This is a genomic window from Halovalidus salilacus, assembly GCF_031852275.1.
Taxonomy (GTDB): domain Archaea; phylum Halobacteriota; class Halobacteria; order Halobacteriales; family Natrialbaceae; genus Halovalidus; species Halovalidus salilacus.
Map to the genome: position 1 here is coordinate 1,886,946 of NZ_CP134700.1, position 21,700 is coordinate 1,908,645.

21 protein-coding genes are annotated in these 21,700 nt (G+C 69.8%); 15 read left to right on the forward strand and 6 right to left on the reverse strand.

Features of this window, described 5'->3' with window-relative positions; translation table 11 throughout:
* The first annotated feature begins 111 nt into the window (after positions 1–111).
* The 4 genes from RJT68_RS09320 to RJT68_RS09335 all read left to right on the forward strand — a co-directional run bounded on the left by RJT68_RS09320 (position 112) and on the right by RJT68_RS09335 (position 3,570).
* The gene (locus RJT68_RS09320; RefSeq protein ID WP_407040081.1) at positions 112–441 is read left to right on the forward strand and encodes a transcription factor S; all 330 of its coding nucleotides are present in this window, start codon (positions 112–114) and stop codon (positions 439–441) included.
* Between the two features lie 99 nt (positions 442–540).
* Positions 541–2,379, forward strand: coding sequence for an aldehyde ferredoxin oxidoreductase family protein (locus RJT68_RS09325; RefSeq protein ID WP_407040082.1), 1,839 nt, complete (start codon positions 541–543; stop codon positions 2,377–2,379).
* A 4-nt stretch (positions 2,380–2,383) separates the two neighbouring features.
* The gene (locus tag RJT68_RS09330) at positions 2,384–3,256 is read left to right on the forward strand and encodes a DUF7124 domain-containing protein (RefSeq protein ID WP_407040083.1); all 873 of its coding nucleotides are present in this window, start codon (positions 2,384–2,386) and stop codon (positions 3,254–3,256) included.
* On the forward strand, positions 3,253–3,570 hold the full coding sequence (locus RJT68_RS09335; protein ID WP_407040084.1) for a hypothetical protein: 318 nt from the start codon (positions 3,253–3,255) through the stop codon (positions 3,568–3,570). The genes RJT68_RS09330 and RJT68_RS09335 overlap by 4 nt, the downstream gene beginning before the upstream one ends.
* A gap of 39 nt (positions 3,571–3,609) precedes the next feature.
* On the opposite strand, the gene RJT68_RS09340 is transcribed toward RJT68_RS09335, so the two are convergent.
* From RJT68_RS09340 to pth2, 5 genes are all read right to left on the reverse strand, one after another.
* Positions 3,610–4,251, reverse strand: a complete 642-nt coding sequence (locus RJT68_RS09340) for a TorD/DmsD family molecular chaperone (RefSeq protein ID WP_407040085.1) — start codon at positions 4,249–4,251, stop codon at positions 3,610–3,612.
* The gene (locus RJT68_RS09345) at positions 4,251–6,506 is read right to left on the reverse strand and encodes a hydrogenase iron-sulfur subunit (protein ID WP_407040086.1); all 2,256 of its coding nucleotides are present in this window, start codon (positions 6,504–6,506) and stop codon (positions 4,251–4,253) included. The genes RJT68_RS09340 and RJT68_RS09345 overlap by 1 nt, the downstream gene beginning before the upstream one ends.
* 97 nt (positions 6,507–6,603) lie before the next feature.
* A complete protein-coding gene (locus tag RJT68_RS09350; protein WP_407040087.1) occupies positions 6,604–7,008 on the reverse strand; it encodes a hypothetical protein in 405 nt (134 codons plus the stop codon).
* Between the two features lie 130 nt (positions 7,009–7,138).
* Positions 7,139–8,530, reverse strand: a complete 1,392-nt coding sequence (truD, locus tag RJT68_RS09355; protein WP_407040088.1) for a tRNA pseudouridine(13) synthase TruD — start codon at positions 8,528–8,530, stop codon at positions 7,139–7,141.
* A gap of 104 nt (positions 8,531–8,634) precedes the next feature.
* Positions 8,635–8,973 (reverse strand): peptidyl-tRNA hydrolase Pth2, encoded by a 339-nt coding sequence (gene pth2, locus RJT68_RS09360; protein WP_407040089.1) that lies wholly within the window; start codon positions 8,971–8,973, stop codon positions 8,635–8,637.
* Positions 8,974–9,110: 137 nt separating this feature from the next.
* Here pth2 and RJT68_RS09365 point away from each other — a divergent pair, with 137 nt between their 5' ends.
* The 9 genes from RJT68_RS09365 (at position 9,111) to RJT68_RS09405 (ending at position 17,228) form a co-directional block, all read left to right on the forward strand.
* Positions 9,111–9,773, forward strand: a complete 663-nt coding sequence (locus RJT68_RS09365; protein ID WP_407040090.1) for a DsbA family protein — start codon at positions 9,111–9,113, stop codon at positions 9,771–9,773.
* Positions 9,774–9,894: 121 nt separating this feature from the next.
* On the forward strand, positions 9,895–10,497 hold the full coding sequence (gene dcd / locus RJT68_RS09370) for a dCTP deaminase (protein WP_407040091.1): 603 nt from the start codon (positions 9,895–9,897) through the stop codon (positions 10,495–10,497).
* Positions 10,498–10,600: 103 nt separating this feature from the next.
* Entirely contained in the window at positions 10,601–11,500 is a 900-nt protein-coding gene (locus RJT68_RS09375) for a thiamine-phosphate synthase family protein (RefSeq protein ID WP_407040092.1), read from the forward strand.
* Between the two features lie 18 nt (positions 11,501–11,518).
* Positions 11,519–12,265, forward strand: a complete 747-nt coding sequence (locus tag RJT68_RS09380) for a class I SAM-dependent methyltransferase (protein WP_407040093.1) — start codon at positions 11,519–11,521, stop codon at positions 12,263–12,265.
* A gap of 94 nt (positions 12,266–12,359) precedes the next feature.
* Complete coding sequence (locus RJT68_RS09385; protein WP_407040094.1) at positions 12,360–13,472, forward strand: NADH:flavin oxidoreductase/NADH oxidase; 1,113 nt, start codon at positions 12,360–12,362, stop codon at positions 13,470–13,472.
* 79 nt (positions 13,473–13,551) lie between these two features.
* Complete coding sequence (locus RJT68_RS09390; RefSeq protein WP_407040095.1) at positions 13,552–14,166, forward strand: hypothetical protein; 615 nt, start codon at positions 13,552–13,554, stop codon at positions 14,164–14,166.
* Positions 14,167–14,240: 74 nt separating this feature from the next.
* Entirely contained in the window at positions 14,241–14,726 is a 486-nt protein-coding gene (locus RJT68_RS09395) for an Lrp/AsnC family transcriptional regulator (protein ID WP_407040096.1), read from the forward strand.
* Entirely contained in the window at positions 14,723–15,880 is a 1,158-nt protein-coding gene (locus RJT68_RS09400; protein WP_407040097.1) for a pyridoxal phosphate-dependent aminotransferase, read from the forward strand. The genes RJT68_RS09395 and RJT68_RS09400 overlap by 4 nt, the downstream gene beginning before the upstream one ends.
* Positions 15,881–15,977: 97 nt before the next feature.
* Entirely contained in the window at positions 15,978–17,228 is a 1,251-nt protein-coding gene (locus tag RJT68_RS09405; RefSeq protein WP_407040098.1) for a GNAT family N-acetyltransferase, read from the forward strand.
* Between the two features lie 50 nt (positions 17,229–17,278).
* Here the strand turns inward: RJT68_RS09405 and RJT68_RS09410 are convergent, their stop codons facing one another.
* On the reverse strand, positions 17,279–18,436 hold the full coding sequence (locus tag RJT68_RS09410) for an NAD(P)/FAD-dependent oxidoreductase (protein WP_407040099.1): 1,158 nt from the start codon (positions 18,434–18,436) through the stop codon (positions 17,279–17,281).
* Between the two features lie 122 nt (positions 18,437–18,558).
* On the opposite strand from RJT68_RS09410, the gene RJT68_RS09415 reads away from it, so the two are divergent.
* Both RJT68_RS09415 and RJT68_RS09420 read left to right on the forward strand, forming a co-directional pair.
* The gene (locus tag RJT68_RS09415; protein ID WP_407040100.1) at positions 18,559–19,548 is read left to right on the forward strand and encodes an ornithine cyclodeaminase family protein; all 990 of its coding nucleotides are present in this window, start codon (positions 18,559–18,561) and stop codon (positions 19,546–19,548) included.
* A gap of 141 nt (positions 19,549–19,689) precedes the next feature.
* Complete coding sequence (locus RJT68_RS09420; protein WP_407040101.1) at positions 19,690–21,600, forward strand: PAS domain-containing sensor histidine kinase; 1,911 nt, start codon at positions 19,690–19,692, stop codon at positions 21,598–21,600.
* Positions 21,601–21,700: the final 100 nt, after the last annotated feature.

Below are 21,700 nucleotides of genomic sequence, written 5' to 3' on the forward strand. Positions count from 1 at the left end.
GAAAAACCCAGCCCCGATATACCAGCCGGCGTGGGGGTGCGCGCACGCGGGGCTTCGGCGCTCGCGACCGGGAGGGTGACGCTTTTTCGGTCGGAGTCCGTATCCCGAGGTATGCAATTCTGCGACGAGTGCGGCTCGATGATGAAAGCCGACGGCGATCGAATGGTCTGTTCGAACGACGACTGCGGCGCGACGGTCGAGCGCGATCGCGAGCGCGAGCGAGCGTTCGTCACCACTGAGGCCCAGACGGACGACGACGTGATCGAGTCGGACGAGAACGCCAACTTCGAGGGGAAGCCGATCGCCTCGGACGTGCGCTGCGACGACTGTGGCAACGCCGAGGCGTGGTACGCGCTGAAACAGACGGCCTCGGCCGACGAACCGCCGACGCGCTTCTTCAAGTGCACCGAGTGCGGCCACCGCTGGCGCGAGTACAACTGATCGCGTTCGCGCCCTCGAGCCCGTCGCCGTCGGTCGAATTCGCATCAGGAAAGCGCAAAAACCCTCTTTAGGCTCCGTCGAGTACTGACGGTGGCTATCATGGACCACGCCGATCGCCTCGTTCGCGTCGACCTGACGACCGAGACCGTCGCGAGCGAGCCGGTTCCCGAGTCGTGGCTCCGCGAGTACGTCGGCGGGAAGGGCCTCGGCGCCCGCTACCTCTACGAGGAACTCGAGGCGGGCGTCGACCCGCGATCGCCGGCGAACGTTCTCTGCTTTCTCGTCGGACCCCTCACCGGCCACTTCCCGGGCGAGCAGCGCTACGTCGTCGCGACGAAGTCACCGCTGACGGGGACGTTCCTCGACTCCTACGCCGGCGGGTCGATGCCGGGTCGGCTCGCGGGCTCGCTCGAGGACCACGTCGGCATCCTCGTCACCGGACGGGCCGAGCGGCCGGTCGCTCTCGTCGTCGAGCGTGGCGAGCTTTCGATCGAATCCGCCGAGGAGCTGTGGGGGCTCGACGCTCGAGAGACGGACGACCGCTTCTCCGACGCCGCCGCGGCGTGCATCGGCCCCGCGGGCGAGGCGGGCGTCTCGTACGCCACCATCGCCTCCGACGGGGGCGACCACCACGCCGGTCGGGGCGGCGCCGGGGCGGTGATGGGCGACAAGCGGCTGAAGGCGGTGGTCGCGCGCGGCGATCCGCCGGGATCGTCCGACGCGCTCGCCGATCTCAGAGAACGGGAGGAGAGTCGGTTCGCTGCGGACGACACCGGCCGCTGGCACGCCTCGAGCGAGACCCTGGAGACCGTCGACTTCGCGAACGAGGTCGGCGTGTTGCCCACCCGCGGCTGGCAGGAGGGTCGGTTCGACGGCGCGGACGGGATCGGGATCGAGGCCGCTCGAGACGCCGCGAGCGATCGCGAGCGGCCGGGCGACCCCGTCCCGGGGGGATTTCGCATTCCGGACGACGGCGACGGGGACGCGGAAACCGTCCCCCGCGGATCCACGCCGATCGTGCTCGGCGCCGGCCTCGGAATCGACGAGTTCGACGCCGTCGCCACGCTCGGGGGCATCTGCGACCGCCTCGCGGTGGACGTGATCTCGAGCGGGAACGCCGTCGCCTGGGCCGTCCGTGCGAGCGAGAAGGGGCTCCTCGAGCGCAACCTCTCGTTCGGCGACGAGGAGGGTGCTCGCGACCTGCTCGAGGAGATCGCGACCCGGTCGACGCCCCTCGGGGACGCCCTCGCCGGGGGGGTCGAGACCGCCGCGGCGACCTACGGCGGCGAGGACCTCATCCCCTCGGTCAAGGGGATGGCCCTTCCCTCGTACGATCCCCGCGGAGCGACGGCGATGGCGCTGGCCTACGCGACGAGCGACCGGGGGGCCTGCCACCGGCGCGCCCGGCCGGTCGAACTCGAGGCGGTCGACGCCGAGGAGTGGACGACCGCCGACCGGGTCGAGGTCGTCGTCGCCGAACAGAACCGCCGGGCCGTCCTCTGGAGCCTCGTCGCGGACGACTTCCTGGGCGACTCGATGGGGCTCGATCGGGCGGCGGAGTGGCTCGCGGCGATCGGAAGGGAGGACGATCCAGACGCCCTCGAGCGCGTCGGGGAACGCGTCTGGACGCTCGTCCGCCTGTTCAACGTGCGCGAGGGGTTCGACCGAACCGACGACGCGCTCCCGGCGGCGCTCACCGTCCCGCTCGAGGGCGGCCCCAACGACGGCCGACGGATCGACCCGGACGCGTTCGACGCGCTGCTCGATCGGTACTACGAGCGTCGCGGCTGGGACGAATCGGGCCGCCCGACGTCGGCGACGCTCGAGCGCCTCGGCCTCGCTGACGTCGCCGACGAGGAGACGCCGGTTCCGACCGAAACCGGCGGACGGCGGGGCGCCGATCCGCGAGACGCGACGTCCACCGAAGGAGGTGATTGACGCGATGACGGACCGCATCGATCTCGACGACCTCGAGGTATCGACGGACGATGACCCGGCGGACGAACCGAATGCAGGCGACTGGTTCTGGCGGGGCGAAGGCGATCCGTCGGACGAGCCCGATTCGGGCCGTTCGAACCCGCCGTCGCCGCGGAATTCCACCACCGCGTCAGCCGAGGGGGGAGGCGCCTGCTACTCGAGCGAATCGGACGGTGGGCCGTCCTCGAGCGGCGCGGAGCGCACGATCGACGGCTCCGACCCGGCCGATCCGACGGCGACGCCCGCGCCGCACGTCCCGCACGCGAACCGGAACAAGCCGGTGGGCATCCCGACCGAGTCGGGCGGCGCGGGGACCGGAACGGGCGCTTCGCGCCCGCGTTCCCGGACCGCTTCAGGCACCGACGGAACCGCCGCGAGCGACGAATCGCCGGAAGAGTCCGGGCGAGCGACGGGGCCACGACCCGCGGGATCGGCCGCCGACGGAACCCACGGCGGCGGGGTCGACGAGATGACGCTGGCGTTCACCTACCGGGCGGCCCGCCGGCTGAAGAATCCCGCGTTCGTCTTCTCGAACGCGAACGGGTGGGCCGACTGGATCGGCATCGTCGGCGACGTGGAGACGCACGTCATCACCAAGTTCCAGCGCGAGCGCGGCGTCGAGGCCGACTTCTTCACCGGCAGCGGGACGGCTCCGAGCGAACGCCTCCGGGAGATCGATCGGAACTCGATGTTCTACGCCGAGCGCATGGTCGTCGTCGGCGTCGACGAACGAGACGAGGCGATCGCGGCGGAGGCGGGCTGGGAGTACGTCCCGCTCGAGACCGCCGCCGAGAAGGCCGACTGGACCCTCGAGTCCGGGATCGAGGGGGACCGATGACCCTCACGATCGAACTCGGCGAGGACTTCCTGGCCGCCGCCGACGAGTGGGGCGAGTCGCGACGCCTGGACGACGAGGAGGCGATCGAGACCAAGGTCGAGCAGGCGCTGCTCGAGATCGAACACCTCGTCTCGGGCGCGGTCGACGTCGCGTTCGAGGTCGACGCCGACTCGGAAACCGTGACCCACGAGCCGAGCGACGACCTCGAGGCGTTCCTCGAGCGCCAGGCGACGGAGACGGGACTCGACCCAGACCGGATCCTGAAACTGCACGTCGATCTCTTCGCGCGGGCGTTTCTCGAGGCCGGTCGCTGACGTTCCAGGTCGGTCCCCGGGTGTTCGACCCGGGTCGTACTACCGCGCCTGCTCCGCGAGGTCGCCCTCGAACGCGACGAACCCCCGTAGGAGGTGGCCGACAGCCTCGTAGAACGGGCCGTCCGCGAGGTCGACGGTGTCCGAGGCGAAGTCGTCGATCCAGCGCGAGAGGTGTTCCTCGTGGAAGACGCGCTCGTAGCCGAGGGCCTCCTCCCGGCCCTCCCGCTGGGCCTCGATCAGGTACCGCAGGAACGCGAGTTCGACCGCGACGTGGTCGCTCTCCTCGGGGTAGTCCTCGGGCGGCGACCACCCGGCGGCCCCGTAGTCCGCCTCGAGGACGGTCACCGCCTTCCCGAGGAAGTCGGCGTCCTCGCGGTGGTAGCTCTCGTGGGGCATCGCCGGCGGCCGCGGGCCGACGAACAGGCGGGTGTACTCGACGGCGAGGTCGTCCCGAACCGCGTCGGGGGAGCGGTCGCGGTTCTCCTCTACGAAGCGCTCGAGGAGGTCGAATCCGCGGTCGATGTCCTCGTCGACGCCCGTCGACGGCGGTTCGATCTCGCCCTCGAGCAGCGACTCGAGAAACGCCTCGGAGGGCACGTCGGCGAGCGCGCCGATCAGGAATTCGACGAGGTCGAGACGGGTCGCGTAGATCGCGTCGCGCAGGTCGGCGTCCGGTTCCATCAGTCGTCACCTCCGTCTACCCCGTTCGCGGTCCCCCGGTCGGAGAGCAGCATCGTTCGGCAGTCGGGACAGTAGTCGAAGATGCTCCCGTCCGCCTGCGGTGCGATGCCCGCGACGAGGTCGCCGACTTCCTCCCGAATCCGCTCGGCGGATCGCTCGCTCGTGAACGGCCGCCCGCAGTTTCGACACTCGAGCATCGACCCCTCGAAGATCCGCGTCCAGGCGGGGTCGTCCGGCCGCTCCGAACCGTCCTCGCCGTGGCGGCCGGCGTCCGCGGCTTCGGCTTCGGCCTCGCGTTCGGCCCGCCCCGCCTGCGCCCGTGCCGCCCGGTTCTCCGGGAGCAACTCGAGGTGCAGTCCGTCCTCGATGCGAATCGCGTCCTCGATACAGCCCTCCGCGCAGAGGCCGCAGTTGACGCAGCGCTCGTGGTTGAACTCGAGGCCGGACTCCGTCCGACGGAGGGCGTCCGTCGGACAGAGGTTCGAGCAGGTGGGGGTGAGCGTGCAGGCGTCGCTCACCTCGACCTTCCCGAAGTCCTTCAGGCCGCGGATCACGTCCCGCTCGGGTTCGACGTGCTCGAGGATCGCCCGGACGCTCTCGAGCGTCCAGCCGTGACTATCGAACGGCGGGTTCTCGCGGCCCGGGTCGTCGATTCCGCCCGTGGCCTCGTGTTCGCCCTCGGGAACGGGGGTGTCCTCGAGGCCGACAACGAACGACGAAATCTCCTCGACAAACTCGCCGGGGTCGGCCGGGTCGGGTGCGAAGAAGGCGATCCGACCGCCGCCGGAGGGGTCGAGGCCGAGATCCGCGACCGCCCGCTCGAGACGCTCCACGAGGTCCGCCTTCGGATCGGGCCCCGAGTGGCGGCAGTCTCCGCCGCAGCCGACGATGGCGACGCCGTCGGCGCCGGCCGCGAGAGCGTGCATCGCGTGAGCCTCCCCGACGGTGTCGGTACAGTTGACTCGAACGGGAAGGATCGGTGGATACTCGACGTCCGCCTTCCCCGACGCCGCGAGTCGACCGTACTCGGACAGGGAATCGGACGCGCGCTCCGAGCAGACGAACGCGATTACCGACTCGTCGAGGCCGGAGCCGCCCCGCCCCGGGATCCAGCTGCTCGCGGTCTCGTCGGGCGTGAGCAGGGACTCCACCTCACGGGCGATGCGCTCGTTCGACGGCTCGCGCAACGTCGTCGCGCCCGTCGGGCACGCGCTCGTACAGGCTCCGCAGTTCTGGCACAGGTCCTCCCGGAACGCCACCTCGTCGATCCGAGGCCGCTCGACCGCGCCGTGGGGGCACGCGTCGACGCACTCCGTACACCCCCGCTGGCTCGAGGCGCCGGCGGCGCAGACGTCCATCTCGAGGTCGAGGAATTCCGGTTTCGCGATCCCGCCCAGCAGGCCCTCGACGGCGGCGATCGTCGCGGCGTCGATCGGCGCGGTGTGAAAGCCGAGGCGCCCGCCTCGCGCGGCGTCGGTCGCGTCCGGGTAGACGACCTGATCGGCCTCGAGCGTTCGGTCGACCCCCTCGAGGTCGATGGCGTCGGTGGGGCACACGCGCGGGAGCCGCTCGTCGCCGACGTCCGGGTCGATGTCCACGGGGCGACGGGTCACCTTCCCGTCCGGGCCCTCGTGGACGCACTTCATGCAGGAGATGCAGTCGTCGGTGACGAGCGAGCGGAGGGTGAGGGTGAACTCGCCGAAGGAGCCGTCGACGGAGACGACCCGCCCGCGCTCGATCGACACGTCCGCGAGGTCGTACTCGCAGTCGGCGAAATCGCGTCCGTCGGCGATCAAGGTCACGTCCGCGTCGTCCGACAGCGCCGCGGCGACCTCCGGATCGCCGACGACCGCCACGGTCTCGCCCGCCTCGCGGGTGTGCGAACGTTCGACCGATTCCGCCTCGAGTCCGGCGTACGTCGCGTTGACCATCCGGGCGGTCTTGGCCGTCGCCGCCGTCTCGTCGTGGACCCAGCCGGCGCCCTCGCGCTGGTCGAGGAAGGCGACGGCGTCGGGGTGGACGCCGCGTTCCGTCGCCGCCGCCTCGAGTCGCGCCTGGGCGTTCGCCTCCGGGCAGGTGACGATCAGCTGGTCGAGGTCGTACTCCTCGATCACTCGCTCGAGCGCGGGCAGGCCGTCTCCGCAGAGCATGCTCGAACTCGCCGCCACGTCGACGTCGTCGATCCCCTCGCGAGCCGCCTCGAGATCGATGTCGCACGTGCCGGCGCACGAGCACACGAACGCCCCTACGTTCATGGCATCGAGTTGCGTGACGCGCGACGAAAGGTGTTATGTGCCAGCATACGACACTCATCTCGCGGACACGGTTTCGTCGTCCGCGTGAGTCCCCCCGTCATCGTACCGAAAGCATCGTCGCGCTCTCGTCCGAAATGTCGACGGTCACGTCCTGACGCGTTCGCGCGTCGATCTGATCGACGTTCCGGGTGAGCACCTCGAGGATGTCCTCGGGTTCGGGGTAGACGAGGACGTTCCCCTGCTCGTCCTCCATCACGAGCTGGGTGTCGTTCATCTGGATCTGGTCGCGTTCGATGCTCGCGACGTAGACGGGGAGGGCCTCCGCGCCGCCCCGGTCGCCCTCCTCGACCATCGTGACGTAGAGCGCGTCGAGTTCGATGAGGTCCTTGTACTCGCGGATTCGCCGGGCGCAGGCGACCATGTCCCGCGTCACCGCCGTCTTCCGCTCGTTCCCGTGGTCCCCCTCGAAACAGCGTTTGCACACCCGTAACTCCATTCGCATGCAAGGGAGTAGCACATATGCCCACATAACCGCACGCACGGCTTACGAAGGTCGTTTGAACTACCCCCTGGTGGGCGAAGTTCGAACCGCCCCTGGTGGACATGTGCGAATCACCTTCGGCGACCCACGGTCAGCCGAGCGAGACAGGGTCCACCTTCAGGTACTCGCGCAACAGAACCGTCGCGTACGACCCCTTCGGCAGCGCGAACGCGAGCCGCAGGGGCTCGAGGTCGACCGCGAGGTCGGTTCGCACCAGAATTGCTCGTCGAGTTCCCGTCGAGTGAAACTCCCCGGAGAGGTCGAAGTCGGCGGGTTCGAGGGCGAGTTCGTCGAGCACCTCGCGTTCGATCTCGCCCTGTTCGCCGTCGGCGAGTTCCGTCTCGGTTCCGACGAGCGGCGCGGTTACGAACGCCCGGCCGCGTTCGCAGTGGCGCGTCACGGAGCGCACCCGGCGCTCGTCGACTCGCTGCTCGCGGTCGGTATCCGGAAGTTCGAGCCCCGCCGGCGCGTCGGTGTCGGCGAAGCAGACGACGTCTCCCTCGACGGGACGGTCGAACGGCAGGCCGCGCTCGAGTCGGCGGCTCAGGATCAGGTTGAAGGCGTACGACTGGGCCGCGTGGACGAACAGGCGCTGGAGGTTCGAGGGGACGCGCTCGAGGGCCGCCCGGAACTCGTCGGGGCCGGGTTCGCCGTCGGTCTCGGCCAGTTCGTGGACCATCGACCGCTCGTACCGAAGTCGGTTGGGGAACCGCTCGAGCGCTTCGTGCCAATCCCTGGTTTCCTCGAGGAAGGCGCGCGCCTCCCGGGTTCCTTCGGGTTCCGCGTCGGTCGGGTTGCCCAGGTAGGCCATCACGGCGCCCTCCCAGTCGCCGCGGACGACCTCGAGGCCGACCTGGTGGGTGATCGGCCGACGGCTACCGAAGCGCTGCTGGCCGAAGAAGTTAGGGACGCCGACGGTGGCCGTCGCGGGTCCGTCCCCATCGGCGCCGCTGGAGTCGGCCGCTCCCTCACCGATGGACTCCTCGAGGCCGCCGAATGCGGCCAACTCCTCGGTGATCCCGACGGCGTTTTCGGGCCGTTCCGGGTCGCTGACGATGACCTCGAACTCGTTGCCCGCCAGATCGCCGAACTCGAGCGAGCGCCCCGCCCGACCGAGGACCTCGATCTCCGCGCCGTTCACGTCGGGGAGGTCCACGGGGTCGGCTCCGTAGACGGAGAACAGCTGGGTGGTGACGGCGTACTTGTCCTTCGTTCCGGCCCAGGAGACGCGTTCGCGGCTCACCCCGAGCGCGTCCGAGAGGCGGGCGGCGAAATCGTTCGTGTCCCACCCGCGCAGCGTCGCGCGGAAGACGAGGTGCGGGTAGGCGTCGGGACTCGCCTCGAGCGGTTCGGTGGAGAAGCGCTCGAGTTCGCGCACGCGGAAGTGCTCGTCCGCCTCGCGGAGGCGCCCGCCGACGCCGTCGGCGTCGCTCACGTAGTACTCCATTCCGACGGCCCGCTCCGTTGGGTGTGCCTCGCGCATGCTGACTGTCGCGGGGTTGGGCGGCCGGGGATAAATCGGTTCGTTCTCGGGCCGGCGCGCTCGTGGAATCGTTCTTCACGGTCGGTTACGGACGGCGTTCGAACTTAGAGCAGCGATAGATCCCCCGTCACTCGATCCACGAGGTCGTCCTCCCCCGGCCCGACTGCGAGCGCGGTGACCGTCCCCGGCTCGAGTTGGGTGTGACCGGCGTCTCGAATCACGGCGTTCGGGAGCCCCTCCCGCTCGGCGATCTCGGAGAGTTCGTACAGTTCGCGCTCGCTCGAGCCCTTCAGGACGACCTTCTTCTGGCCGCCGCGTTTCCACTCGCGGCGACTGCGCTCGTCCGCCTTCTCGTAGGCCGACAGCGACGCGTGGGCGACCTGCGCGGCCAGCTTTCCCTTCCCCATGCCGACGTCCGTGCGGGCGACGATCGCCTGTTTCATAGCGGCGAACTCGACCGCGAGCGGTAAAGCGTCGGCGATCCCGCTCGCTCGAGCGACTGCTCGATGGATTACCGAATGACGCTTCGAGCCGAGTCGCCGTCCGCTACGTATTTGCATCCAGAGTCGATACTGTGTATATGATCCTTCCACGACGGGAATTCGTCGGAGCAGCCGCGGCCGCGCTCGTCGGCCTCGCCGGCTGTCTCGGCGACGGCGGCGACGGCGACGGAAGCGGCGACGAGATAGATCTGGAAGCCGGCGACGGCGAGTCCTCGTTCGCGCCGACTCTGGGCGATTCGGACGCCGACGTGACCGTCACCGTCTTCAGCGACTACGCCTGTCCCCACTGCCAGCGATTCGAGGAGTCCGTGTTCCCCGAGATAGTCTCGAACTACGTCGACCCCGGCGACGTCGCCTACCAGCACCGCGACTTCGTGGTCCCCGTCCACGAAACGTGGTCGTGGGCCATCGCCGGCGCTGGCCGGTCGGTGCACGAACAGGCGGACGACGAGGCGTTCTTCGAGTTCTTCACCGCGATCTTCGACCGCTCCGACGACTACTCCGACGACGCGATCGAGTCGGTCGCGAGCGACCTCGAGGCGGACGTCGACGCCGAGCAGGTGCGGACGGACGCCGAGGACGGAACCTACCGGGAGGAGATCGAAGCCTCGCGAGAGGCCGCCGCGGACGCCGGCGTCGAAGGGACGCCGACGGTCGTCGTCGACGGCCAGCCGGTGGAACTCCAATCGTCGGAGGACTACGAGTCGGTCGAAGAGGCGATCGAGAGCGCACTCGAGTGAGGGGGCGGACGCCGCCGACGCCATCGCTACGGTGGAGTTCCAATCAGATGGCACCGTCGACGGTGCGTCCTTCCGAAGCGGTTAACATCTCCCACTCGAGTTCCCGCACACGAACACGATCATGATCCTCTCGGACGCAGACATCGCGGAGCGCCTCGACGACGGCTCGCTCGTCGTCGAACCGCTCGACGACCCCGACCTGCAGATTCAGCCGGCGAGCATCGACCTCCGACTCGGGCGGGAGTTCCTCGAGTTTCGACGGACGAACATCCCCTGCATCCACCCGAACTCCGAGCGCGAGGTGGGCGAGTACGTCACCGAGACGGTCGTCGAGGACGGCGACGACTTCATCCTCCACCCGGGCGATTTCGTCCTCGGGACGACCCACGAGCGCGTCGAAATCCCCGCCGACCTGATCGCCCACGTCGAGGGACGATCCTCCCTCGGGCGCCTCGCCGTCGTCGTGCACGCGACGGCGGGCCTCTGCGATCCGGGGTACAGGGGGCAGATCACCCTCGAGCTGTCGAATCTCGGCACCGCGCCGGTCGCGCTCACGCCCGGGATGCGCATCTCGCAGCTGACCTTCACGGAGCTCAAAACGCCGGCGGAGCGACCGTACGGGAGCGAGCGCGGCTCGAAGTACCAGGACCAGGACGGGCCGCAGGCCTCGCGCATCCAGAGCGACGACGAGTTCGGCGGGGATCAACTCGAGCGCGGCGGCTAGGGATGACCGTCGGATCCGAATCGATCCGCCGATCGGACCGAACCGCGACGCCGCAGAACGTCCAAGCGTATTTCCTGCGCGGGTCCGTACCGGGGATCAACGAATGAAATTCGTCGAAGAGATCGTCGTCGAGGAGTTCTTGCCGACCGTCCGATCCATGCTCGCCGGCGAACTTCGGGAGCGGGGGCTCACCCAGAGCCAGGTCGCGGACGTCCTCGGCATCAGCCAGAGCGCCGTCTCGAAGTACGCCCACGGCGACGTGTCCACCAACCACCGCATCGCAACCGACGAGCGGGTCGAGGCGGTGGTCGAGGAACTCGCCGAGGGACTCGCCGCCGGTCACGTGACGCCCGTCCAGGCGCTCATCGAGATCGAAGTGCTCGTTCGCGACCTCGAGACGGGCGGCGACCTCCTCGCGCAACTCCACGAGGAGGCGGTCCCCGAACTCGACGACTACGGAGCGAGTTTTCGCGTCCACGACCCCGAGAGCGAGCTGCGCACCAGCGAGCGGGTACTCTCCTCGCTCCGACGGGGCCTCAGGCTCCTCGAGAACGCGAGCGGCTTCGCGGGCCTCCTCCCCGCCGTCGGCTCGAACCTGGTCGCCTGCACGCCCGACGCGGCCGACGTCGACGACGTGGCTGGCGTCCCGGGGCGGATCTTCGACGTCAAGGGGAAGGCCACGATCCCCGCGGATCCGGAGTTCGGCGTCTCCGAGCACGTCGCGACGGTGCTGCTCGCCGCCCGCGGGGGCGGGGCCGACGTCGCCGCGGCCACGAACATCAGGTACGACCCGAAGCTGGTCGCGGAGTTGCTCGACCGCGGCCACGTCGCGGCCGAGTTCGACGAATCGGGCGACGTCGGGCGCAGCGTCCGCGAGGCGATCGAATCCGAACCCGAAACGACGGTGCTCTACCAAACTGGCGGCATGGGAATCGAACCGCTCATCTACGTGCTCGGCTCCGACCCGGAGTCGGTGGCCGATTCGATCCGGAGCCTGCTCTGAGGCGAAACGGAGACGACGATGACACTACACGGATTCTACGGACCCGACGGGACCGAATCGAAGACGAAGGGTGGCGGTGCGGACGAGGACGCGCAGGCCTTCTACGGCCGCTGGGCGGCTCTCTACGACCTGCTGGCTCGCAGAACGCCGGGCATTACCACCCTCCGGAGACGGGCTGCGAACGCCTGCCGGCTCGAGGCCGGCGACACCGTCGTCGAGATGGGATGCGGCACCGGCGCGAACCTCCCTTACCTCCGCGAGGCGGTCGGCCCCGAGGGGACGGTGATCGGGATCGACTTCACCGGGCCCGTCCTGGAGCGCGCACGCGCGCTCACGGCGGGGTACGACAACGTCCACGTCGTCCGCGGCGACGCGACGGCGCCGCCGATTCCGGAGGAGGACGAAGCCGCGGGCCAGGGCGAGGCGGATGCCATCCTCGCGACGTTCGTCGTGGGAATGCTCGCAGATCCCGCCGGCGCGGTCGACGACTGGTGCGACGCGGTCGGTTCGGGCGGTCACGTCGTGCTCGTCAACGCGGCCAGGAGCGCCGAGCGGTACGCGCCCCTCGTCAACGCCGTCTTCCGGGCCGTCGTCGTCCTCTCCACGCCGCCGACGACGAAGCTCCGGTACGATCCCGACCCCGTTCGTCGACTCGACGGGAAGATCGACGCGGCCCACGGCCGCCTCCGGGAGCGCTCGAGCGCCGTCGCCCACGAGACCCACGCGTTCGGCGTGGTGCGGCTGACCGGCGGCCGGATCGAGTGACCCCGTCACCCCGTTCCTGTTGCCGACCTGAGCCCCGGCAAAGGCCGCTCCCTCCCCGCGGATTATGAGACGAGGGTACCAACGAACTGGCGACATGACGCTTCTTTCCCCGCTCGAGTTGCGCGACCTCGAGGTACCGAATCGGGTGGCCGTCTCACCCATGTGTCAGTACTCCTGTGCGCCGGACGGGCTGGCGACCGAGTGGCACCGCGTCCACCTCGGCAGCCGGGCCGTCGGCGGCGCGGGCATCGTGATGACCGAGGCGACGGCTGTCACCCCCGAAGGGCGGATCACCCCGCACGACCTCGGAATCTGGAGCGACGAGCACGCCGAGGCGCTGCGACCGATCACCGAGTTCGTCCGCGATCAGGGTGCCGCGCCGGGTATCCAGTTAGCTCACGCGGGGCACAAGGCCAGCAAGACCCGACCGTGGGAGGGTAACGTTCCGATTCAGCCGGACGAGACCGACGAGGCGGGCGCCTCGGGCTGGGAGGTCCTCTCCCCGTCGCCGGAGGCGTACCCCGACTTCGACGGGAACCCGCCCGCGATGCGGAAAGCCGACGAGGGTGACCTCGAGGCGGTCGTCGACGCGTACCGCGCCGCCGCCGAGCGATCGCTCGAGGCGGGCTTCGAGATCGCGGAGGTCCACGCCGCCCACGGCTACCTCCTGCACGAGTTCCTCTCCCCCGTCACGAATCGTCGCGAGGACGACTACGGCGGTAGCTTCGAGAACCGGAGCCGCCTCGTCCGCGAAGTGACGGCGGCCGTTCGCGACGTCTGGCCCGACGATAAACCGGTGTTCGTCCGGATCTCCGGGACGGACTGGCTCGACGACCGCGAGTCGTGGGACCTCGAGCAGTCGGTCCGCCTCGCGGGCGACCTCCACGAGATCGGCGCCGACCTGATCGACGTGAGTTCCGGCGGCCTCCATCCCGACCAGGACGTCCCCGGCGGGCCGAACTTCCAGGTGCCGCTGGCCGAGGAGATCCCCGCGGAGACGGGAATCGCCGTCGGCGCCGTCGGCGGGATCACCGAACCGGAGCAGGCCGACGCGCTGATCCGCAACGGTCGGGCGGACCTCGTCCTCGTCGGTCGCGAGTTCCTGCGCGACCCCTACTTCGGCCTGCGGGCGGCCGGCGCGCTCGAGGAGGATCTCGAGGCCGAACGCGAGCGGTGGCCCGTGCAGTACCGACGGGCGGTTCGGTGACCCACGCGGCGGTTCAGCCGTCGCGCCTCGTGCTCGAGGACGGCCCACATATTTGTACCCCCCGCGTTATCGGTGTGGTATGAAGACGCTCGACGTTACGGACGAACAGTACGAATTCATCCAGCGACTCCGCGAGGAGATCGCCGAATCGGTCGTCGGCAAGTACGGATTCGTCCGCGAGCAGGACGCCGTGCAGTTCCTGATCGACAACCTCGGCGAGGACGTCGACGTCGAGGCGGCGTTCGACTCCGGGGCCACCGCGGACGTCGCCGCCTCCGTCGAGGCCGCCATCGCCGGCGAGGACGACCCCCACGAACTCGAGGCGGTCAGCTACGACGAAGCCGAAGACGTCGCGGAGGAGGCTGACGAGTCGGACGAAGCGGACGAGGCGGGTGCCGACGACGGCTCTGGTTCGGATTCTGACGACGCCGACGCGGACGAGTCGGACGACGACGCGGACGAGTCGGACGACGACGCGGACGGTGTCGACGGAGCGACCGAGGACGACGAGGGGGGCGCGGCGGACGACGACGACATGCTGAACGAGATGATGAGCCTCCTCGAGACCCACGACGACAAGTGGGAGGAGGGCTCGGGCGACGGCCGCTACACGGTCACCCTGCCCGACGGTTCCACCGAGGACGTCCAGACGAAAGACGACGTCCGGGCGCTGCTGTTCAAACACTACCGGTGAGCGGCCGGGTTTCGGAGGCGACCGACGAGGACGGAAGAACAACGCTTTTACTCGCGCTCGCGCTTGCGAGACGTATGAGCGAACGCGAGGTGCTCGAGTTGCTTCGTGAGAACGCGCGGTACTCCACCGCGGATATCGCGCGAATGACCGACCTCGAGGAGGACGAGGTCGAGGCAGTCATCGAGGAACTCGAGGCGGCGGGCGTGATCCGCGGCTACCAGGCGGTCGTCGACTGGGACCAGCTCGAGGACGAGCGCGTCCGCGCCGAGGTCGAGTTGAACGTCGAACTCGACCGCGAGACCGGCTACGGCGACATCGCAGAGCGCCTCGCGCGGTTCCCGGAGGTGACGGCCCTGCGGCTGGTCAGCGGCGACTACGACTTCGACATGGAGGTCGAGGGCGACTCGATCCGGGAGGTGTCGCAGTTCGTCAGCGAGAAGGTCGCGCCCGTCCCCGAGATCACCCAGACGGTCACCCACTACGTGATGACCTCCTACAAGGAGAACGGGATCGAACTCGGCGACGGCGACGAAGACGAACGCCTGTCGTTCTCGCCATGACGTTCGAACTCGCCGATCGGGTGCAGACCGTCCCCCCGTCGGGGATCCGGCGGTTCTTCGAGATCGCCGAGGAGCGCGACGACGTGATCTCGCTCGGGGTCGGCGAACCCGACTTCTCGACCCCGTGGGCCGCCCGCGACGCCGCCATCGCTTCCCTCGAGCGGGGGCGCACGTCGTACACGGCCAACCGCGGGATGCGCGATCTCCGCGAGTCGATCGCCGACTACGTCGCGGACCGGTTCGACCTCGGCTACGACCCCGACGAGGAGATCATCGTCACCGCGGGCGCGAGCGAGGCGGTCGACCTCGCCTTCCGGGCGTTCGTCGACCCCGGCGACACCGTGGCGATCGCCCAGCCGGCGTACATCTCCTACGAACCCGGCGTGATCTTCGCCGGCGGCGAGGTCCTCCCAGTTCGCACGCGGGAGGAGGACGATTTCCGGCTGACCGTCGAGGGACTCGAGGCCGCGGGCGCCGACGAGGCGGACGCGCTCGTCCTCTGCTACCCGAACAACCCGACGGGGGCGATCATGCCTGCCGAGGATCTCGAGCCGATCGCCGCGTTCGCCCGCGAGCACGACCTCACCGTCCTCTCCGACGAGATCTACGCGGAGCTGACCTACGAGGGCGAGCACACCTCCATCGCGACGTTCGAGGGGATGCGCGAGCGCACCATCGTCTTCAACGGCTTCTCGAAGGCCCACGCGATGACGGGCCTCCGACTGGGCTACGCGCTCGGGCCCGCCGCCGCCATCGGCGCGATGAACAAGATCCACCAGTACACGATGCTCTCGGCGCCGACGACCGCCCAGTACGCCGCCCTCGAGGCGCTCGACTCCTGCGAGCGCGACGTTCGCGAGATGGTCGACCAGTACGACCGCCGGCGCCGGTTCGTCCTCTCGCGGTTCCGCGAGATCGGAATGGACGTCTTCGAGGCGAAGGGGGCGTTCTACTGCTTCCCCGAGGTTCCCGAGGGGTGGACCGCCGAGGAGTTCGCGGAGGACGTCCTCCGGGAACAGGGCGTCGCGGTCGTCCCCGGCGACGTCTTCGGCGAGGGCGGCGAGGGTCACCTCCGGGTCTCCTACGCGACCGGCCTCGCCGACCTCCGGGAGGCGCTGGCCCGGATCGAGGCGTTCGTCGACGGGCACGCCTGAGCGGGCGCAGATCGACCGCTCGGGTTTTCAGCGATCGGGCCGACGAACGAGGGCCGCGTCGAGAACCCTTTTGAAGGTCGCCACCGCGGTAGGTGGTATGACCGACTATCGCCCGCTCGAGGACGACCCGGCGGCGTTTCACGAGTACCGGAGTTACGCGTTCAGCCCCGGGGACGGCCCCGTCGCCTACGACCCGAACGAACACGAGACCCGGCGGACGCGCCTCGGAGAGCGCCGGGGGCTGTACGTCGAGGCGGACGACGTCCCGCGCTGCGTCTGCCGCCACTACTGGCTCGAGGCGCGCGTGCGCGGCGAGGACCATCCCGCGGCCGGACTCGCGTCGGTCGCGACGCCGCCCGAATACCGGCGGCGCGGGTACGTCGCCCGGTTGCTCGAGCGATCGCTCGAGGAGTACCGGGAGCGCGGCAGCCTGGTTTCGATCCTCTGGCCGTTCGGGTACGCCTTCTACCGACGGTACGGCTGGGAGACGGCGAACCGCCTCGCGATCCACGAGTGCGATCCGTCCGTCCTGTCGTTCGCGCGCGAGGAGTACGATCGCGAGGACGGGCGCTTCCGCCGCCTCGAGGCCCGCGATTTCTCGACACTCGAGGCCGCGTACGTGGCCCACCGCGATCGGTACGCCATCTCGCTCGAGCGCGACGAAGCGTGGTGGCGCCACCGGATCTTCGACGGCCACGGAACCGCGCCGTTCGTCTACGCGTACGAGCGTGACGGGGACGTGCGGGGGTACCTCGTCTACGAAATCGAAGATCGGTCGGGAGACGAGACGCGACGGGGGCGGACGATGGCCGTCTCCGAACTGGTCGCCGTCGACCACGACGCTCTCCTGGCGCTATTGGCGTTCTGCGCCGATCACGACCCGCAGGTCGAACGCGTCCGCTTCCGGGTCCCCGAGGACCTCCCGATTCGGGAAACCGTCCGCGACCCCGACGAGGTCGAAACGGCCCTCGAGACGGGCCCGATGGTCAGGCTCGTCGATGCGGCGGAGACGCTGTCCGCGCTCTCCTACCCGCCGATGGACGCGAACCTCACCCTCGCCGTGGAGGACCCCCTGGTCGAGTGGAACGACGCGACGTTCGAGCTCTCGGTGGCGGACGGACGTGCGACGTGCGAGCGACTCGTCGGCCTCGGAGACGCCGATCCCGACACGAGCGCGAGCGTCGACGCCCGACTCGACGTGGCCGCGCTCTCCCAACTCGTCGTCGGCGCTCGGACAGCGAGCGACCTCGAGCGGACCGGCCGGCTCGAGACCCACGGCCCGGAGACCACGTCGACGCTCGAGACCCTGTTTCCGGAGGCGGCGGTCTACCTGGGTCACCACTTCTGAACCCGGCGAACGCCCGACCCGACGCTCCCTCCACGTTCGACCGGCGCCGATCAGAACCGCTCGGGCGCGAGTCGATCTCGGGTCTCGTCTTCGAGGTCCCCATCGAGCAGGCGGGCAATGACGTCCGCGACCGCCGGCGCGATCGTAACCCCCTGTCCCGTCATTCCGCAGGCGACCAGGTAGCCGTCGACGTTCGTTTCGCCGATTAGCGGGAGGCCGTCGGGCGTGACGGTTCGGAGGCCGATCCACTCGTCGACGAGCGACCCACCCTCGAGCGCCGGAACGACGTCTGCGAGGTCAGAGGCGGACCCGGCGAACTCCCTCGAGGTGCGGAGGTCGGCCGGATCGTACAGCTGTCCCTCGACGTACTCGGTCAGGTACTCGCCGATCCACGCCCCGGACGCGTCGCCCGAGCCGTCGTCCGACGCGAGGCTCGAGCATTCGCCCGGCACAGCCGCGTCCACCCCTCGAGTCGGGCGCACGTACCGCTTCGACTCGAGGATGGTCACCGGACTCTCGACCGGGGCGTCGGTCTCCAGCGCGGCCATCGGTCCGCGGGTGTGACAGAGCGGGAGCGAGACGCCGGCCCGTTCGTTCAGGATCGGCGCCCACGGCCCCGTCGCGTTGATCACTCGATCCGCCTCGAGCGGCCCCTCGGTCGTCTCCACGGCCGAGACCGACCCGTCGGGGCCGAGCGCGACGTCGGTAACCGAGACGCCGGTCCGAACGTCGACGCCGCACCGTCGAGCGCAGGTCGCGAACCACTCGGCGACCGCGGTGGGATCGCAGACCCGATCGTTCGGGGTGTGGAGCGCGCCGACGAACCCGCCCGGTTCGAGGCCGAACCGCTCGAGGTCGTCCGCCGGCAGGTACGACGCCTCGACGCCGCGGTCCTCGAGCGTCTCCGCCGACCGTCGGAGTCGCTCCGCGAACGCCTCCGTTTCCGCGACGTAGAGCGCGCCCGTTCGCTCCCACTCGAGCGAGTCGTCCTCGAACAGTCGTCGGTAGACCGACCGTCCGCGCTCGCGCAGGCGCAACTCCAGCGGCTCCGGTTCGACCGCCGTCTGCATCACGATGCCGGCGGAGGCGGCGGTCGTCTCGCGCCCGATGCGAGAGCGCTCGAGTAGCGTCACCTCGCGGTCGGTCTCGCCCAGTCGGGAGGCGATCGCGGTGCCGACGATGCCGCCGCCGACGATGACGGCCCTCATGCGGGGTGGTACCACGTCCGAACTCAAATACGCCCACACTCAACTCTCCTCGTACCGTCGACGAGGGGGGTCGATCCGCCTCCGTCGCACCACTGAAGTGGCCGTTCGACGTCCCTCGTGGTATGGTTCGCCTACTCTCCGACGAGGACGTCGCCTCGGTGCTCGACCTCGAGGCGCTGCTGCCGGTCGTCGCCGAGGCGTTCGCGAAGCAGCACCGCGGGGAGGTCGAACGACCCGCCCGTCCGCACTATCCGATCGGGCGGGGGCTCGATCCGGACGGGTCCGACGACTCCCTCGGAACCGGCCTCTGCATGCCGGCGTACGTCCACGGCGCCGACTACGCCGCGACGAAACTCGTGAGCGTGTTCGAGGGGAACCGGGAGCGCGACCTGCCGACCGTCGCGGCGCAGATCGCCCTCGCCGACGCCGAGACGGGGCGACCGGTCGGCTACCTCGCGGGCACCCGGATCACGAACGCCCGAACCGGCTGCATCGGCGGACTGGCCGTCAGCGAACTCGCCGTCGACGGCCCGCTCGAGGTCGCCGTGATCGGCGCGGGAACCCAGGCCCGCTGGCAGGCCCGGGCAATCGCCGCGTCCGTCGGCTCCGCCCTCGAGTCGATCCGGGTGTTCTCTCCCAGCGACTCGCGCGTCGAGTGCGCGGCCGAACTCGAGGCGGAGCTCGACGTTCCCGTAGAGGCGGTCGCGACCCCCCGCGAGGCCGTCGTCGGAGCCGAGGTCGTGGTGACCGCGACGACGAGCACGGAAGCGGTGTTCCCGGGCGATGCGCTGGCGGAGGGTGCGCTCGTGATCGCAATCGGGGCCTACTCGCCCGAGATGCGCGAGTTGGACGAGACGACCCTCGAGCGCGCTGGTCGCGTTTTCGCCGACGTCCCCGAGGAAGCCGTCGAGACCGGCGACCTGCGGGGCTACGCCGACGTCGATCCGGTACCGTTCGGCGCGGCGGTCGCGGAAGGGCGCGGACGTCGGTCGCGTGACGAGGTGATCGTCCTCGAGAGCGTCGGAACGGCGGTCCTCGACGCCGCGACCGCAGAGCACGTCTTCGAACGGGCGACCGAACGCGGGTTCGGAACGGTAGTGACGCTCGAGTGACCGGTACGACCGCCGTCGGCCGCGACACTGAAATACACCGTTTGCGAACCCACGGTAGGAACAACCGATGAGTAGCCCTGTCGCGCGTCGCCCCGGGCTCGAGACGGGGATCGTGCCGCCGCGGTCGCCGGGTGAGCGCCCGTGACCGGGCGGCCGACCCCGATCGTCGATCGCGTCACCGACGCGTTCTTCGCGCTCGATACGGACTTTCGCTTCACGTACCTCAACGACCGCGCGGAAACGCTCTTCGAGCACTCGCGCTCGGAGCTGCTCGGCCGCGTCATGTGGGACGAGTTCCCCGAGACCGTCGAAACGCAGTTTCCCGACGGCTTCTACCGCGCGATGGACGAGCAGGTCCCCGTCTCGTTCGAGGTCTATCACACCCACCTCGAGACGTGGTTCGAAGCCCGCGCGTACCCCTCCGCGTCCGGGCTCTCGGTGTTCATGCGGGACGTCACCGATCGCAAAACGCAGGAACGACGCCTCGCCCAGCACGCGGCCGTCGTCGAGGCGATCCACGACGGCGTGGTCGTGCTCGACCGCCGGACCGAAATCGTCGCGGTCAACGACTCGATGGAACGGATCCTCGGCGCCGATCGCCGCGACCTCCTCGGAGAACACGTCGAGATCGTCCCCGAACTGGCGTCGATCGAAGCCGAGGAGGCCATCGACATCGGGCGAGCGATCGCCGACGTCGACATCGGGAACGCGGTGTACCGGCGGGTGACGGTCTCGTACACCGACGCGGCTGGCGACGACCGCGTCGGTGAACTACAGGTCGTCCCCGTGGAGGACGAGACGGCGACCGTCGCCGCCATCCTGCGCGATCTCACCGAGCGCTACGAGTACGAGCGCGTCGTCACCTCGATGCACGAACTCACCCGGTGGCTCCTCCAGTCGGACGACCCCCAGGAGATCTGCGCCATCGCCGTCCACGCCGGGAGCGAACTGCTCGACCTCCCCATCAGCGGCATCTGGTTGCTCGAGGACGAACACGGCTACCTCGAACCCGTGGCGGGGACCGCCGGCGCACACGACGAGTTCGGCGGCCTCCCCCGGTTCAACCCCGGCGAGGGACTCATCTGGGAGGTCTTCGAGTCCGGCGACGTCGAGCGCTACGACGACCTCCACGACGAGTCCCTCGAGGGGGTGTACAACCCCGACACGCCGATCCGATCGGAGATAATCGCGCCCATCGGCACCCACGGGGTCCTCATGACCGGCTCCGTCGAGGCCGAGCGGTTCGACGAAACCGACGTCGAACTCGTCTCGACGCTCGTGGAGAACACCACCGCGGCGCTCGACCGCGCCGAACAGGAGCGCGTCCTCAGGGAGCGGACGTCCCAGCTCGAGCGCCAGACCGAACGCCTCGAGGCCGTCGCGGAGGTTCTCTCGAACGACCTCAAGGATCAACTCGACGCCGTGGCCGACGCGCTCGAGGACGACGGGGCCGCCGACGAGTGGGAGTTCCCCCTCGCCGAGGACGCGGTCGAGACGACGCTCGACCGGACCGAGCGACTCGTCGACGACATCCGGGAGTTCGCCCGCAACGCCACCGCCGTCGGCCCGCGCGCACGGATCGACCTCGAGTCCGCGCTCGAGGAGGCGATCGAGGCGTCCACGCTCGAGCGTGACCGCGTCTCCCTCGTCGTGGAGGAGCCGGCGACGCTCAGGGCCGATCCAGATCGGTTCGCACACCTCCTCGAGACCCTCTTCGACGACGTCGGTGCGCGCGCCGACGAGGACGCACCCGTCACCGTTCAGGTCGGACTGCTCGGCTTCGACGGACCGCTACGGTCGCGAGGCGCTCGAGGGTTCTACCTGCTCGACGACGCGGCGACGATCCACCCCGGCGCGGAGGGCGATGCCGACCGGGAACCCGACCGAGACGCCGACGGTTCGCGTTCCGATCCGGTCGCCGACGGTCTCGGCCTCGCCCTCGTCAGGGCGATCGCGGAGGCCCACGACTGGTCGGTCGACGTCGCCGTGGGCGACCGCGGCGGGACGAAGACCGAACTCAAGGACGTGACGACGCTCGAGCCGGAACCGTGACGGATCGGATGCGATCTGCTCGGTCCATTCCCGGTCTCGACCGACGACCGGAACCGTCGGTTTCGGAGACCCCTCGCGCGAAGTCCTTCTTCCGGCCGTC

Excerpts from the sequence above, each read along its gene's own strand:
- RJT68_RS09320 (WP_407040081.1), top strand. The coding sequence starts at position 112 with ATGCAATTCTGCGACGAGTGCGGCTCGATGATGAAAGCCGACGGCGAT.
- RJT68_RS09325 (WP_407040082.1), top strand. The coding sequence starts at position 541 with ATGGACCACGCCGATCGCCTCGTTCGCGTCGACCTGACGACCGAGACC.
- RJT68_RS09330 (WP_407040083.1), top strand. The coding sequence starts at position 2,384 with ATGACGGACCGCATCGATCTCGACGACCTCGAGGTATCGACGGACGAT.
- RJT68_RS09335 (WP_407040084.1), top strand. The coding sequence starts at position 3,253 with ATGACCCTCACGATCGAACTCGGCGAGGACTTCCTGGCCGCCGCCGAC.
- RJT68_RS09340 (WP_407040085.1), bottom strand. The coding sequence starts at position 4,251 with ATGGAACCGGACGCCGACCTGCGCGACGCGATCTACGCGACCCGTCTC.
- RJT68_RS09345 (WP_407040086.1), bottom strand. The coding sequence starts at position 6,506 with ATGAACGTAGGGGCGTTCGTGTGCTCGTGCGCCGGCACGTGCGACATC.
- RJT68_RS09350 (WP_407040087.1), bottom strand. The coding sequence starts at position 7,008 with ATGCGAATGGAGTTACGGGTGTGCAAACGCTGTTTCGAGGGGGACCAC.
- truD (WP_407040088.1), bottom strand. The coding sequence starts at position 8,530 with ATGCGCGAGGCACACCCAACGGAGCGGGCCGTCGGAATGGAGTACTAC.
- pth2 (WP_407040089.1), bottom strand. The coding sequence starts at position 8,973 with ATGAAACAGGCGATCGTCGCCCGCACGGACGTCGGCATGGGGAAGGGA.
- RJT68_RS09365 (WP_407040090.1), top strand. The coding sequence starts at position 9,111 with ATGATCCTTCCACGACGGGAATTCGTCGGAGCAGCCGCGGCCGCGCTC.
- dcd (WP_407040091.1), top strand. The coding sequence starts at position 9,895 with ATGATCCTCTCGGACGCAGACATCGCGGAGCGCCTCGACGACGGCTCG.
- RJT68_RS09375 (WP_407040092.1), top strand. The coding sequence starts at position 10,601 with ATGAAATTCGTCGAAGAGATCGTCGTCGAGGAGTTCTTGCCGACCGTC.
- RJT68_RS09380 (WP_407040093.1), top strand. The coding sequence starts at position 11,519 with ATGACACTACACGGATTCTACGGACCCGACGGGACCGAATCGAAGACG.
- RJT68_RS09385 (WP_407040094.1), top strand. The coding sequence starts at position 12,360 with ATGACGCTTCTTTCCCCGCTCGAGTTGCGCGACCTCGAGGTACCGAAT.
- RJT68_RS09390 (WP_407040095.1), top strand. The coding sequence starts at position 13,552 with ATGAAGACGCTCGACGTTACGGACGAACAGTACGAATTCATCCAGCGA.
- RJT68_RS09395 (WP_407040096.1), top strand. The coding sequence starts at position 14,241 with ATGAGCGAACGCGAGGTGCTCGAGTTGCTTCGTGAGAACGCGCGGTAC.
- RJT68_RS09400 (WP_407040097.1), top strand. The coding sequence starts at position 14,723 with ATGACGTTCGAACTCGCCGATCGGGTGCAGACCGTCCCCCCGTCGGGG.
- RJT68_RS09405 (WP_407040098.1), top strand. The coding sequence starts at position 15,978 with ATGACCGACTATCGCCCGCTCGAGGACGACCCGGCGGCGTTTCACGAG.
- RJT68_RS09410 (WP_407040099.1), bottom strand. The coding sequence starts at position 18,436 with ATGAGGGCCGTCATCGTCGGCGGCGGCATCGTCGGCACCGCGATCGCC.
- RJT68_RS09415 (WP_407040100.1), top strand. The coding sequence starts at position 18,559 with ATGGTTCGCCTACTCTCCGACGAGGACGTCGCCTCGGTGCTCGACCTC.